Here is a 14,656-nt window from a genome sequence, read left to right as displayed (position 1 = left end):
GCAGTTTGGACACGGACAGCGCGGAGAAACCGGAGCGTACACGTAGTACGTGAGGATTTCGAGCACCGCCCGGAGCCAAACTGGCAAATAAAATAGCCTAATGGGATAGGCTCTTAACATTATTTCGTGTTTTTCGACGACGGTAATTCAATGCGGAAACAAACATCTTGCCCGCTCTCGTCGACCAGATACAGTTCCCCCTGCATACGGCGAATACAATCCCTGGCAATGCTTAATCCCAGACCGCTGCCCTTCACCGCCCCTTTTCGCTGGTGGCTTCCCTGAAAAAAGGGTTCGAAGATCATGGCGCGCTCCTCTTGCGGAATGGGCGTGCCTGTATTGATGACATCAATATAAACCCGCGCACCATGTAAACTACTGCGAAGGCAAATGTTACCGGATTCAGCCCCGTAGTGCACCGCATTGGAGTAAAGATTATCCAGTACGCTCATCAGCAGCATTGGCTCCGCCAGGCAAGTTGTTGCTTTGAGATCGACGTCGGTATGCATCATTTTAGCCCGTGCTGGCAAGCTGTGAGCGGAAACCACCATCTCTACCAGCGGTGCCAGCTCTACGTTCTCCAGCTCCACCGCGCCGTCCGCCTGTTTACGGTTGTAATCAAGCAGTTGTTCGATCAGTTTTTGCAAATTGCGGCTACTGCTATCAAGAATGCTCACCACCTCTTTTTGCTCTGGCGTAAGCGGCCCGACAACCTGGTCAGCCAGTAATTCAGTGCCCTCGCGCATACTCGCCAGTGGCGTTTTTAATTCATGAGATAAATGTCTTAAAAATTGATGGCGTTGGGATTCCAGCCATGACAGGCGCTCACTTAACCAAAGAATACGTTGCCCAACCGAGCGTAACTCGCTCGGTCCACTGAACGAGACGCTATTGCCCAGGGAACGCCCCTCCCCCAGCCGATTGATCATGCGCTCGATATTTTTCACCGGCCCGATAATCATCCGCGTGAAAAGCAGTACCATCACCAGACTCACCAGAAATAGCACCAGCGATTGCCAACCAAAATATTGCCCACGTTCGGCAATTTCACGCTGAAGTTGCTGTCCACGAGAGAACACCACTGTGCGCGTGGCCTGCACCATTTCGGTATTGGCATTGGCGAAGGCTTCCAGACGCGCGGCGGCGGCAGCATCAGGACCGCTGTTGTTACACTGAAGTTGAGCCAGATTATTCAAATCCTGACGCAATGCCTGGTAAAGTTTATCGTCCGGCAGCACACCTGCGTGGGCATCGAGCATTTCGCTGTAACGCTTGCGCTGGCTTTGATAAACCTTCGCAAGCGTAGGGTCGTCCAGCACGCAATACTGACGGTAGCTACGCTCCATCTCCAGCGCCGCGTTGGTCATCGCTTCACTGCGCCGGGCATCGATAAGCGTAGTGCGGTTAACCAGCGCCGCCTGATCGCTAAGCGCATTCAGGCTTTGCCAGGCTTGCCATGCCAGTACCAACAGAGGGAGCAAAATGAGCAAGAATGCCAGCATTACCAGTTGTCGTAATGAGCGGGGAAAAACGGGCCAGCGTTTCAAGGTGTTACTCTCGTCAGACGCGAATAGAGTGATGCTAACCGAGGGGACGTTCAGATACAACAAAGCCGGGAATTACCCGGCTTTGTTGTGGAATAAGGCGGTGCCTAACTCGACGTTTCGCCCGATGGTTGATATAGCTAAGCTGATATCAGAAGTTGGACGGCAGGCACCTTGTTGTGCGTCATTCTAATTTTATGTAGCACGTCCCGAAGGGGCTGACATAAGCGGATGAATGAGCCACTGGTTATTATTATGCAGTAACTGTGCCAATAAATAAAATGGTTTGATAACGTATTGATAAAGCGTGAGTTTGATGGATTAATGGCTGCCCCACTGTTTGGCTATAAATCAGCCACTGTGTCGCTTAAAAGAGACATCTGAAGCTAAAATTATTCGTTTTAAATTAAATCAATAAGTTAAGTGTCACCTATAAGCGACACGATAACTCACACATTGTCGTGATTTACAGACACAAAAAAGCTCCCGGAGCTGGGAGCTTATAACTGTTGGCTAAGTGGTTGTGTAATGCCGGATGCGGCGTAAACGCTTTATTCAGCCTACAAAATCTTGCGAATTCAATATATTGCAAAACTAACCGAGCCAACCAGGTAAGCATAGCGCATCAGGCGATGCGCATATTGCCCGATACCTTAACCCAGCTGCTTACGCGCATTGCGGAAAATGCGCATCCATGGACCATCCTCGCCCCAGTTTTCCGGATGCCAGGAGTTGCTGACAGTACGGAAAACACGTTCCGGGTGCGGCATCATAATGGTAACTCGACCGCTTTCAGTCGTAACCGCCGTAATACCGTTCGGTGAACCGTTCGGGTTAGCCGGGTAAGTTTCGGTAACCTTGCCGAAGTTATCGACATAACGCAGCGCCACCAGCCCTTTGCTTTCCAGTGCTGCCAGATGCGCCGCATCGCGTACTTCAGCACGCCCTTCACCGTGAGAAACGGCAATCGGCATCTGTGAACCCACCATCCCCTGCAACAGCAGCGACGGGCTTTGGGTTACTTCTACCAGGCTGAAACGCGCTTCAAAGCGATCGGAGGTGTTACGCACAAAACGTGGCCACAACTCGCTACCCGGGATCAGTTCACGCAGATTAGACATCATTTGGCAACCGTTACATACCCCCAGCGCCAGCGTTTGCGGACGGTGGAAGAAGGTTGCAAACTCATCGCGTACACGATTATTGAACAGGATAGACTTCGCCCAACCTTCACCGGCACCCAGCACATCACCGTAGGAGAAACCACCGCACGCCACCAGAGCGTGGAAATCCTCCAGGCCAGTGCGTCCAGCCAGCAGGTCGCTCATATGCACGTCGATAGCATCGAAGCCCGCACGGTGGAACGCTGCCGCCATTTCCACATGCGAGTTCACGCCCTGCTCACGCAGTACGGCAACTTTCGGGCGCGCGCCAGTAGCAATAAACGGTGCCGCCACATCTTCGTTGATATCGAACGACAATTTCACATTCAGACCCGGATCGGCGTCATTAGATTTCGCCTGATGCTCCTGATCGGCACACTCCGGGTTGTCACGCAGGCGCTGCATCTGCCAGGTGGTTTCTGCCCACCAGACACGCAACGTAGTACGGCTTTCGCTGAATACAGCCTGCCCGTTGGCGGTAATCACAAAACGGTCGCCAGATACCGCCTGGCCGACATAATGGACGCAATCAGCAAGGCCATACTGTGCCAGTACGGCTTCGACCGCTTCACGGTCAGCGGCACGTACCTGAATCACTGCCCCCAGCTCTTCGTTAAACAACGCCGCCAGGCGATCGTCACCCAGAGTGGCGATATCCGCTTCAATACCGCAATGACCGGCAAACGCCATTTCCGCCAGCGTTACCAGCAGGCCACCGTCAGAGCGGTCGTGATACGCGAGCAACTTACGCTGTGCAACCAGCGCCTGAATCGCGTCATAGAAGCCTTTCAGTTGCGCGACATCGCGTACATCTGCCGGTTTGTCGCCAAGCTGACGATAAACCTGCGCCAGCGCCGTTGCGCCCAGCGCGTTATTGCCTTTGCCCAAATCAATCAGCAGCAGTGCGTTATCTTCGGTAGAAAGCTGCGGCGTGATGGTGTGACGCACATCTTCCACGCGGGCAAATGCAGAAATGACCAGTGACAGCGGCGACGTCATTTCGCGTTCTTCGTTACCTTCCTGCCAGCGGGTTTTCATCGACATGGAGTCTTTACCCACCGGAATAGTCAGGCCGAGCGCCGGGCAAAGCTCTTCACCCACCGCTTTTACGGCTTCATACAGACCCGCATCTTCGCCAGGATGACCTGCAGCCGCCATCCAGTTGGCGGAAAGTTTGATGCGTTTGATATCGCCAATCTGCGTAGCGGCGATGTTGGTTAACGCTTCACCAACTGCCAGACGGGCAGAGGCGGCGAAATCCAGCAGCGCAACCGGCGCACGTTCGCCAATTGCCATCGCTTCACCGTAATAGCTGTCGAGGCTGGCGGTAGTGACCGCGCAGTTAGCGACCGGCACCTGCCACGGCCCCACCATCTGATCGCGCGCCACCATGCCGGTTACGCTGCGGTCGCCAATGGTCACAAGGAAGGTTTTCTCTGCCACAGTCGGCAAATGCAGCACGCGTTTCACCGCGTCAGCAATGGTGATCCCTTCACGAGCCAGCGCATCGCCCTTCGCTTTCAGCGTTTGTACATCGCGGGTCATCTTCGGCGTTTTGCCAAGCAGCACGTCCAGCGGCAGATCGATTGGCTGATTATCAAAATGACGATCGTGCAGAGAAAGATGCAGTTCTTCGGTCGCTTCACCAATCACCGCGTATGGCGCACGTTCACGTTTACACAATTCGTCAAACAGCGGTAACTGATCGGCTGCAACCGCCAGCACGTAGCGTTCCTGGGATTCGTTACACCAGATTTCCAGCGGGCTCATGCCCGGTTCATCGCTCAGAATATCGCGCAGTTCGAATTTACCACCGCGTCCGCCGTCGCTCACCAGTTCCGGCATGGCGTTAGAAAGACCGCCCGCGCCAACGTCATGGATAAACAGAATTGGGTTGGCATCACCCAACTGCCAGCAACGGTCGATCACTTCCTGGCAACGACGCTCCATCTCCGGGTTATCGCGCTGTACGGAAGCAAAATCGAGGTCGGCATCAGACTGACCAGACGCCATGGAAGACGCCGCGCCGCCGCCAAGGCCGATGTTCATTGCCGGGCCGCCGAGAACGACCAGCTTCGCGCCGACGTTGATCTCACCTTTTTGTACGTGATCGGCGCGAATATTGCCGATCCCGCCCGCCAGCATGATCGGTTTGTGATAACCGCGCAGCTCTTCGCCGTTGTGGCTGTTCACTTTTTCTTCATATGTACGGAAATAGCCGTTCAGTGCCGGACGACCAAATTCATTGTTAAACGCCGCGCCGCCCAGCGGGCCTTCGGTCATGATATCCAGTGCAGTAACAATACGTTCAGGCTTACCGAAATCTTCTTCCCACGGCTGTTCAAAGCCAGGGATACGCAGGTTGGATACGGAGAAACCGACCAGGCCGGCTTTCGGCTTCGCGCCGCGTCCGGTTGCGCCTTCATCACGGATTTCGCCGCCGGAACCAGTCGCCGCGCCCGGCCACGGAGAAATCGCCGTCGGGTGGTTGTGGGTTTCTACTTTCATCAGGATGTGCGCCGGTTCCTGATGATAGTCGTAGCGACCTGTTTCGTGGTCAGCAAAGTAGCGGCCCACTTCAGAACCTTCCATTACGGCGGCGTTATCTTTATAAGCAGAGAGAACGTGATCCGGTGTGGTTTCGAAGGTGTTTTTGATCATCTTGAACAGCGATTTCGGTTGCTGTTCACCGTCGATAATCCAGTCGGCGTTAAAAATCTTATGACGGCAGTGCTCAGAGTTCGCCTGGGCGAACATATAAAGCTCTATGTCGTTCGGGTTACGACCAAGCTTCGTGAAAGCATCCTGCAGATAGTCAATTTCATCTTCCGCCAGTGCCAGGCCAAGACGCAGGTTAGCGTCGATTAGCGCCTGACGCCCCTGCCCCAGCAAATCAACGCTGGTAACCGGAGTCGGTTGATGATGAGCAAACAGCTGTTCTGCATCATCTAAAGCGAAAAAGACCGTTTCCATCATGCGGTCGTGCAGTTCAGCGGTAACCTGCTGCCATTGGTCATTGGTCAGCGTACCGACTTCTACATAGTAAGCAACGCCGCGCTCAAGGCGGTTTACCTGTTGCAGCCCGCAGTTATGGGCGATATCGGTCGCTTTCGAAGACCAGGGAGAGATGGTGCCAGGACGCGGGGTCACCAGCAGGAGTTTACCTTGCGGGGCGTGGCTGGCGAGTGCCGGGCCATATTTCAGCAGGCGTTCAAGTTGTGCGTGCTCATCATCGTTTAACGGCGCATTGAGGTCAGCAAAATGGACATACTCGGCGTAAATGTTGTGAACCGGGAGCCTGGCAGCCTGAAAACGTGCCAGCAGTTTGTTGATTCGGAATGCCGACAATGCAGGCGAACCACGCAGAATTTCCATCATAAGTCTCTCGTCTTCTAAGCTTTCGGTGTACCCAAGGGGGGGAAACGGGCGTCATTATAAAGAATCTGATGCGCTGACGAAACCGTTTGCGTGGAAATAAAATCGCCCTCATGAATTAGCAACGCGTGCCGCCAATCTCTGTAATAAGTTGCCAACTGGCGCAAGTTTACGCAAAATGCCGCTCATTTATGAGTAAACCTTTCAATAGCATTACGATCTTTCAGGCTGGGACGCGCACGACACAGAGAATTAACTAATTGAAAAAATTAAAGATTAATTATCTGTTCATCGGCATTCTGGCACTGCTTCTCGCGGTCGCTCTCTGGCCATCCATTCCCTGGTTTGGTAAAGCCGACAATCGTATCGCCGCCATTCAAGCGCGGGGAGAGTTGCGCGTGAGCACCATTCATACTCCCCTGACATATAACGAAATCAACGGTAAACCTTTTGGTCTGGATTACGAACTGGCAAAACAATTTGCCGATTACCTCGGCGTAAAACTGAAAGTCACCGTACGGCAGAACATCAGCCAGTTGTTTGACGATCTCGATAACGGTGATGCCGATCTGCTGGCGGCGGGACTGGTCTATAACAGCGAAAGGGTTAAAAATTATCAGCCTGGCCCAACCTATTATTCCGTTTCACAGCAACTGGTCTATAAAGTGGGTCAGTATCGACCACGGACGCTGGGCAATCTGACGGCGGAACAGTTGTCCGTCGCTCCCGGGCATGTTGTCATTAACGATCTGCAAAAACTGAAAGAGACTAAGTTCCCGGAATTAAGCTGGAAAGTGGACGACAGAAAAGGTTCTGTGGAGTTAATGGAAGATGTTATCGAAGGTAAGCTGGATTACACCATTGCCGATTCTGTCGCTATCAGCCTGTTTCAGCGCGTTCACCCGGAACTTGCTGTGGCACTGGATATCACCGATGAACAACCGGTAACCTGGTTTAGTCAATTAGATAACGATAATACGCTTTCTGCGGCTCTGCTCGACTTCTTCAATGAAATGAATGAGGACGGCACACTGGCGCGTATTGAAGAGAAATATCTCGGACATGGCGATGATTTTGATTACGTTGATACGCGCACATTTTTACGCGCCGTTGATGCAGTACTGCCGCAGTTAAAGCCGCTGTTTGAGAAATACGCCGAAGAAATTGACTGGCGTTTGCTGGCCGCGATTGCTTATCAGGAATCGCACTGGGATGCACAGGCCACTTCGCCGACCGGTGTACGCGGCATGATGATGTTAACCAAAAATACCGCGCAAAGCCTGGGCATTACCGACCGCACTGATGCCGAACAAAGCATCAGCGGTGGCGCGCGTTACTTACAGAATATGATGAGTAAAGTGCCAGAGAGCGTGCCAGAAAATGAGCGGATCTGGTTTGCGCTCGCCGCCTATAATATGGGCTATGCGCATATGCTGGACGCCCGCGCCCTGACGGCAAAAACCAAAGGCAATCCTGACAGTTGGGCCGATGTCAAACAGCGTCTGCCTTTACTTAGCCAGAAACCCTATTACAGCAAGCTGACTTACGGCTACGCGCGTGGGCATGAAGCCTATGCTTATGTCGAAAATATTCGTAAGTATCAGATTAGCCTGGTGGGTTATCTGCAAGAGAAAGAGAAGCAGGCTACAGAAGCGGCGATGCAACTGGCGCAGGATTATCCGGCGGTATCACCTGCTGAATTAGGAAAGGGAAAATTTCCCTTTCTCTCGTTTCTTTCGCAGTCGTCATCTAATTATCTGACGCACTCCCCTTCTCTACTGTTTTCCAGGAAGGGAAGTGAAGAGAAACGAAATTAATCTGTAGCGGGTTGCGCTTTTTTCTGCGCTTTGATTTCCTGGCGGCGCATTCGGAAAAAATCGCTGAGTAGCGCCGCGCACTCATCTGCCAGTATTCCTTCCGTAATTTCCACTCGATGATTCATACCAGGATGGTGCAGCACATCCATTAATGATCCGGCGGCACCAGTTTTCGCATCACGCGCGCCAAAGACTACGCGACCAATGCGGCTGTGAATCATCGCTCCGGCGCACATCACGCATGGCTCCAGCGTGACATACAACGTGGCGTCGATCAGGCGATAATTCTGCATCACCAGCCCTCCTTGCCGCAGCGCCATGATTTCTGCATGTGCAGTAGGATCATGACGGCCAATCGGACGATTCCATCCTTCGCCGATTACGCGATTGTTATGCACTAATACCGCGCCGACCGGCACTTCTCGCTCGTCCCAGGCACGTTTCGCCAGCGTCAGCGCATGACGCATCCAGTATTCGTGGCTAAATTCGACTTCAGACAAAAAGAAAACTCCGGTTATAAAAGCGCGGCGCATTATACACGGACGCTATGCTTTACTCTATTCCAGTTGCTGGAGTTCACCGCGAGGCGTTACCCGCCAGCGATGCTGACAAAAATAGAGTAGCGGATTGTCCTGATTACTGTCGCTATAGCCACTGTACAGCCGCAGCGGTGTGCCGATTTTGCGTTCCAGTTGCGCGACTTTTTCATAACCGAGACAGCGCATGGTCAGCACCCAGCCACCATAGCCGCACTGGATCTGACTGGCGATAAGATTAACGCGTGGCAGCCACGGCGTATCGAAATAAACCGCTTCGACCAAAGCCTGAGGGGAACCGGTAATCAACCAAATATCAGCATCGGAGCTTAGCAGATAGCTGGTCAGACGTTCCTGCACTAGCGGGAAAGCAGTGACATTGTCGCGAAACCAATGCACGAAATCGGCTTGTAACGCCTGTAAACGTGCTTCGCTATGACCAAAGGTACAACCCCATAGCAGCAGACTCATCGGCCAACGTGCCGCTCGCCCCTTGATTAATAATGCAATGACAATGACCGGCAACAGCGGCAGAACAAGTAACGCATTCAGCGGCTGTCGGCGCAGTAAGTAGCGCAGAAAACTGCCAAACATATCCTGTTGATGCAATGTTCCATCTAAGTCAAAAAACACCACACGACGCTCGTGAGTTGCCAAACCACACCCCTCTGGACTGATACATCCTGATTAATTTTCACTACCAGATAGCCTAACAGATAGATCATCACTTTTCCGGCAACAATCTATCGCATAATGGTTGACTGGAATTTTTAATTCATGGCAATTAACTTTGATGGAATATAATATTCTCTCGCTTGTGTCTCATATTGCCTGTTGTCGCCATTAATTCATCGCGAGGAAAGATATGAACGGCCTACTTCGTATCCGTCAGCGTTACCAGGGGCTTGCCCAGAGTGATAAAAAGCTGGCGGATTATCTCCTGCTACAACCGGACACTGCCCGCCACCTTAGTTCCCAACAACTGGCCAACGAAGCCGGAGTCAGTCAGTCAAGCGTAGTGAAGTTCGCACAAAAACTTGGCTATAAAGGTTTTCCGGCACTTAAATTGGCGTTAAGCGAAGCTCTGGCAAGCCAACCGGAATCACCTTCCGTACCCATTCATAACCAAATTCGCGGTAATGATCCGTTACGACTGGTTGGAGAAAAACTGATTAAAGAAAACACGGCTGCCATGTACGCAACACTGAACGTCAATAGTGAGGAGAAGCTACATGAATGCGTGTCGATGCTTCGTTCTGCGCGACGGGTTATTCTGACTGGTATCGGCGCTTCCGGTCTGGTGGCGCAGAATTTTGCCTGGAAGCTGATGAAGATTGGTTTTAATGCTGCCGCTGAGCGTGATATGCACGCGTTGCTTGCTACAGTACAAGCTTCGTCACCGGACGATTTGTTATTAGCCATCTCATACACAGGTGTACGGCGGGAGTTAAACCTGGCAGCAGATGAAATGCTACGAGTGGGTGGAAAAGTGCTGGCAATCACCGGTTTTACCCCCAATGCCCTGCAACAGCGCGCTTCTCATTGCCTGTATACCATTGCCGAAGAACAAGCGACAAACAGTGCTTCGATCTCCGCATGTCATGCTCAGGGAATGTTAACGGATTTGCTGTTCATTGCGCTGATCCAGCAGGATCTGGAACTGGCACCTGAACGTATTCGTCATAGTGAGGCGCTGGTGAAAAAACTGGTTTGAGTAAAGAATGCGCGTATAATGCCCGCCCGGTTTGTGTTGTTTTGAGAGTTTCCTTATGGCGCTGTTAATCACTAAAAAATGCATCAATTGTGATATGTGTGAACCCGAATGCCCGAATGAGGCGATTTCGATGGGTGAACATATCTACGAGATTAACAGCGATAAGTGTACCGAATGCGTAGGTCACTACGAGACGCCAACCTGCCAGAAAGTGTGCCCGATCCCCAATACTATTGTGAAAGATCCGGCGCATGTTGAAACAGAAGAACAGTTGTGGGACAAATTTGTGCTGATGCATCATGCGGATAAGATTTAGTATTTTGCCTCTGGAGCAGGATATTACTTATTCACTCGTGTAAAAACGAAATTATTATATTTATTTTCATGATGTCATTAATAAAAACATTCGTTGAATGAATTTCTATAATATCTGCGCAGACACTTAATTATCATTATTAAAGGCGCGTCAGACTGGTTAAGCCGACGCGCCTTAAGTACGTTTCCTGATGTTATAAGAACAGAAGGATCAGCTGTAAAACAGCAATGACGACTTTAATTACCCGTTTAATAAGGTATCGACAATCAGTCATTCGTTTTTCCTTAAACAAGGAATGCAGCCGTTCAGATTAGCCCTTACATCTCCCCAAAACTGAACGTGCGAGTTATTGGAATCGAGTGCTGCACTCCACACCAGAGCTTTGACGACACCACTCGTTTCAATGGGGGAATTCAGTGGTATGGTGTAGAACACAGCAAAATCGCCAATAACGATGTCGATTCTAATGTACTTATGAAAAAGCGGTCACGTTAATCTTCTCATCAATATTAAATTCTTCGTCCCGGCTCGAATTTTTTATGTCAGAGATTGCAAGTTGCTTGTACAGGTCAGATAAATTGATCCATAATCATTTTCGTTGGAATCGTGTGCTGCAAAATTTTAAAGTTGTAAAGTAAAATCCCCGTTCCTTACCAGTTCGGGGGTTTTACTTTTTAAAAGAACGGTATTATTTAGGTGTTCGAGAAAGAGTTTTAACTTTCAATTATTACCGTGGCGCAAGCATAGTGGCGTTCATCTGCCAGCGTCACATGCATATGTGCGACACCCAGCTTTTCTGCCAATTTTAACGCCTCGCCCCACAACCGCAGCCGTGGCTTGCCGAGTTCATCGTTGAACACTTCAAACTGATTAAATGCCAGGCCATTGCGGATCCCTGTACCAAACGCTTTTGCCGCCGCTTCTTTCACGGCAAAACGCTTCGCCAGAAAACGCACCGGCTGATGGTGCGTTTTCCAGATCTCCCATTCATTATCGCTTAATACGCGTCGTGCCAGGCGATCGCCGGATCGGGCGATCACCGCTTCAATACGGGCGATCTCCACGATATCCGTGCCTAAACCTAATATTGCCATTAGCCACGCGCTTCCAGCATCAGACGCTTCATTTCTGCCACCGCATCTTTCAGTCCGGTCATCACCGCACGACCGATAATGGCATGTCCAATATTCAGTTCGTGCATTTCAGGGATGGCAGCAATGGCTTTCACGTTGTGATAGGTCAGGCCGTGACCGGCATTAACTTTCAGACCGAGGCTTGCGGCAAAGGTCGCAGCTTTGGCAATACGCGCCAGTTCTTGCGCCTGTTCAGCATCAGTTTTGGCATCAGCGTAACAACCGGTGTGAATCTCAATAAACGGTGCGCCAACCTCAGCGGCAGCTTTAATTTGTTCTTCATCGGCGTCGATAAACAGAGAAACCTGAATCCCGGCATCTGCCAGACGTTTGCAAGCATCGCGCATTTTGTCACGCTGACCTGCAACGTCCAGGCCGCCTTCGGTTGTCACTTCCTGACGCTTTTCCGGCACCAGGCAGCAAAAATGCGGCTTCGTCTCAACGGCAATCGCCAGCATCTCTTCGGTCACCGCCATTTCCAGATTCATGCGGGTATCCAGCGTCTGACGCAGGATTCGCACATCGCGGTCGGTAATGTGGCGACGATCTTCGCGCAAATGCACGGTAATGCCATCCGCGCCCGCCTGCTCGGCAATAAACGCCGCCTGCACCGGATCCGGGTAAGCAGTACCACGCGCATTACGCAGCGTTGCGATATGGTCAATGTTGACGCCTAACAGTAATTCAGCCATGACAATCCTCATCAGTCATTATGTGTTTTCACTGTTCGCTTAGGCATAAACTGCCGGAACAGTTCCCTGCTTTTTAAAGGTTTACCGCCAAGATAAGGCTTAAGCGCCATGCGGGTAAAGCGTTTCGCGGCACGCAATGTGTCGGCGTCAGGAAACTCCCGCTCGTATAACGCTTTCAACTGCCTCCCGGTGAAAGTTTTATTGTCGATAACTACGCTGGCGATAAATCCTTTTTCTTCGCGATAACGATACGTCATGGTGTCATCTACCGGCTCACCGCTACCCGCACAATGGGTAAAGTTGACGCCATAACCCAGATGCCCCAACAACGCCAGCTCAAAGCGACGCAACGCCGGTTCTGGCGTACCAGTGGCACCTGCCAGAGACTGAATGCAGTGCAAGTAATCGAAAAAGAGTGCCGAGAAGCGGGTCTCGTATTCCAGCACGCGGGAGAGAAGTTCGTTGATGTACAGACCGCTGTAAAGCGTAATACCACTTAATGGCAGCGCCAGCGAGACGGCTTCGGCACTGCGCAGCGTTTTGACTTCACCGCGCCCGCCAAAACGAAGCAAGAGAGGCGTGAAAGGCTGCAATGCGCCTTTCAGGGTAGAACGTTTTGAACGTGCGCCTTTAGCAACCAGACGCACGCGACCCGATTCCTCCGTGAAGACATCCAGCATCAGGCTGGTTTCGCTCCACGGGCGACTATGCAGGACAAATGCGCGCTGCCAGCCTTCCATCGGAGTAACTCTTAGAGATCGTCAACGTAACCGAGACTACGCAGCGCACGTTCGTCGTCGGCCCAGCCGGATTTCACTTTCACCCACAGTTCAAGGTGGACAGGCGCTTCGAACATTTCCTGCATGTCTTTACGCGCTTCAATCCCGATGGTTTTGATCTTGGCCCCTTTGTTGCCAATCACCATCTTCTTCTGCCCTTCACGCTCAACGAGAATCAAACCATTGATGTCATAACCGCCGCGTTCGTTAGAGACGAAACGTTCGATCTCCACGGTCACGGAGTACGGCAGTTCAGCACCGAGGAAACGCATCAGTTTTTCACGGATGATTTCAGAGGCCATAAATCGCTGCGAGCGATCGGTGATGTAATCTTCCGGGAAGTGATGGGTCGCTTCAGGCAGATGCTTACGCACGATTGCTGCGATAGTGTCGACATTCAGCCCGGTTTCGGCAGAGATCGGTACGATATCGAGAAAATTCATCTGGCTTGCCAGGAACTGCAGATGTGGCAGCAGATCGGCTTTCTCCTGCACGTTGTCCACTTTGTTCACCGCGAGGATCACCGGCGCTTTACCGTCACGCAGCTTATTGAGCACCATTTCATCGTCCGGCGTCCAGCGGGTGCCTTCAACGACAAAAATCACCAGCTCAACGTCGCCAATGGAGCTGCTCGCCGCTTTGTTCATCAGGCGGTTAATGGCGCGTTTTTCTTCCATATGCAGACCCGGAGTATCGACGTAGATCGCCTGATACGCGCCTTCAGTATGGATACCCACAATGCGGTGACGGGTTGTCTGCGCTTTGCGGGAAGTGATGGAGATTTTCTGCCCCAACAGTTTGTTCAGCAATGTGGATTTGCCAACGTTCGGACGTCCGACGATAGCAATAAATCCGCAGTAACTTTTATCGATGCTCATTCCAGCTCCAGTTTTTTCAACGCCTGTTCGGCGGCAGCCTGTTCAGCCTTACGACGGCTTGAACCTGTGCCAACCACCGGTTCGCTCAGGCCGCTAACCTGGCAGTGGATAGTAAATTCCTGATCGTGCGCTTCGCCACGTACCTGAACTACCAGATAAGTTGGCAGAGGCAGATGGCGCCCCTGCAAATATTCTTGCAAGCGCGTTTTCGGATCTTTTTGTTTATCGCCTGGGCTAATTTCGTCCAGACGGGTTTGATACCAGTTAAGGATTAATTTCTCGACGGTCTGAATATCGCTGTCGAGGAATACGCCGCCAATTAATGCTTCAACGGTGTCAGCAAGAATCGACTCACGACGAAATCCACCGCTTTTAAGTTCACCAGGCCCTAAACGCAAGCACTCACCTAACTCAAATTCACGCGCCAGTTCTGCCAGCGTATTGCCACGAACCAGCGTGGCGCGCATCCGGCTCATATCGCCTTCATCCACACGAGGGAAACGGTGATACAGCGCATTGGCGATAACGTAGCTCAAAATAGAGTCGCCTAAAAATTCTAAACGCTCGTTATGTTTGCTGCTGGCACTACGATGGGTTAATGCCTGCTGCAACAGCTCCTGATGATTAAAAGTGTAGCCCAGCTTCCGTTGAAGCCGATTAATTACGATGGGGTTCATGCGATACCAATAAATAAATGCGTCAACAATTC

Annotated in this window: 13 protein-coding genes; 3 read left to right on the top strand and 10 right to left on the bottom strand. The window is 51.6% G+C overall.

Annotated elements, in window-relative coordinates:
* Positions 1–119 precede the first annotated feature (119 nt).
* On the bottom strand, positions 120–1,547 hold the full coding sequence (gene qseE, locus A7098_RS06860) for a two component system sensor histidine kinase QseE/GlrK (RefSeq protein WP_024165054.1): 1,428 nt from the start codon (positions 1,545–1,547) through the stop codon (positions 120–122).
* A gap of 650 nt (positions 1,548–2,197) precedes the next feature.
* Positions 2,198–6,085 (bottom strand): phosphoribosylformylglycinamidine synthase, encoded by a 3,888-nt coding sequence (gene purL, locus A7098_RS06855; protein WP_105280542.1) that lies wholly within the window; start codon positions 6,083–6,085, stop codon positions 2,198–2,200.
* A 257-nt stretch (positions 6,086–6,342) separates the two neighbouring features.
* Between purL and mltF the strand changes: the two genes are divergently transcribed.
* Positions 6,343–7,899: a membrane-bound lytic murein transglycosylase MltF gene (mltF, locus tag A7098_RS06845; protein WP_085461025.1), complete on the top strand. Its 1,557-nt coding sequence runs from the start codon at positions 6,343–6,345 to the stop codon at positions 7,897–7,899.
* Here mltF and tadA read toward each other — a convergent pair.
* Both tadA and yfhb read right to left on the bottom strand, forming a co-directional pair.
* Positions 7,896–8,399 carry a tRNA adenosine(34) deaminase TadA gene (gene tadA / locus A7098_RS06840; protein ID WP_016158802.1) on the bottom strand — a complete coding sequence of 168 codons (504 nt, stop codon included), beginning with the start codon at positions 8,397–8,399 and terminating at the stop codon, positions 7,896–7,898. The two genes, mltF and tadA, sit on opposite strands and share 4 nt — an antisense overlap.
* 57 nt (positions 8,400–8,456) lie before the next feature.
* A complete protein-coding gene (gene yfhb / locus A7098_RS06835; protein ID WP_105280541.1) occupies positions 8,457–9,092 on the bottom strand; it encodes a phosphatidylglycerophosphatase C in 636 nt (211 codons plus the stop codon).
* A 208-nt stretch (positions 9,093–9,300) separates the two neighbouring features.
* On the opposite strand from yfhb, the gene A7098_RS06830 reads away from it, so the two are divergent.
* Both A7098_RS06830 and yfhL read left to right on the top strand, forming a co-directional pair.
* Entirely contained in the window at positions 9,301–10,149 is an 849-nt protein-coding gene (locus A7098_RS06830; protein ID WP_001013782.1) for a MurR/RpiR family transcriptional regulator, read from the top strand.
* A gap of 55 nt (positions 10,150–10,204) precedes the next feature.
* Complete coding sequence (gene yfhL, locus A7098_RS06825) at positions 10,205–10,465, top strand: 4Fe-4S dicluster ferredoxin YfhL (RefSeq protein ID WP_001196294.1); 261 nt, start codon at positions 10,205–10,207, stop codon at positions 10,463–10,465.
* Between the two features lie 193 nt (positions 10,466–10,658).
* On the opposite strand, the gene shoB is transcribed toward yfhL, so the two are convergent.
* The 6 genes from shoB to rnc all read right to left on the bottom strand — a co-directional run bounded on the left by shoB (position 10,659) and on the right by rnc (position 14,624).
* The gene (shoB, locus tag A7098_RS06820) at positions 10,659–10,739 is read right to left on the bottom strand and encodes a type I toxin-antitoxin system toxin ShoB (RefSeq protein WP_000128779.1); all 81 of its coding nucleotides are present in this window, start codon (positions 10,737–10,739) and stop codon (positions 10,659–10,661) included.
* Positions 10,740–11,178: 439 nt separating this feature from the next.
* Positions 11,179–11,559, bottom strand: coding sequence for a holo-ACP synthase (gene acpS / locus A7098_RS06810; protein ID WP_000986026.1), 381 nt, complete (start codon positions 11,557–11,559; stop codon positions 11,179–11,181).
* Positions 11,559–12,290 (bottom strand): pyridoxine 5'-phosphate synthase, encoded by a 732-nt coding sequence (gene pdxJ, locus A7098_RS06805; RefSeq protein WP_001297412.1) that lies wholly within the window; start codon positions 12,288–12,290, stop codon positions 11,559–11,561. The genes acpS and pdxJ overlap by 1 nt, the downstream gene beginning before the upstream one ends.
* Positions 12,291–12,301: 11 nt before the next feature.
* Positions 12,302–13,030 (bottom strand): DNA repair protein RecO, encoded by a 729-nt coding sequence (recO, locus tag A7098_RS06800; protein WP_105280540.1) that lies wholly within the window; start codon positions 13,028–13,030, stop codon positions 12,302–12,304.
* An 11-nt stretch (positions 13,031–13,041) separates the two neighbouring features.
* Complete coding sequence (era, locus tag A7098_RS06795) at positions 13,042–13,947, bottom strand: GTPase Era (protein ID WP_000020737.1); 906 nt, start codon at positions 13,945–13,947, stop codon at positions 13,042–13,044.
* A complete protein-coding gene (gene rnc / locus A7098_RS06790; protein ID WP_001068343.1) occupies positions 13,944–14,624 on the bottom strand; it encodes a ribonuclease III in 681 nt (226 codons plus the stop codon). The genes era and rnc overlap by 4 nt, the downstream gene beginning before the upstream one ends.
* Between the last annotated feature and the right edge of the window lie 32 nt (positions 14,625–14,656).

Origin of the sequence: Escherichia sp. MOD1-EC7011 (assembly GCF_002965005.1) — a bacterium.
GTDB classification, from domain to species: Bacteria; Pseudomonadota; Gammaproteobacteria; order Enterobacterales; family Enterobacteriaceae; genus Escherichia; species Escherichia ruysiae.
This window is presented reverse-complemented; position numbering and strand designations above follow the sequence as displayed.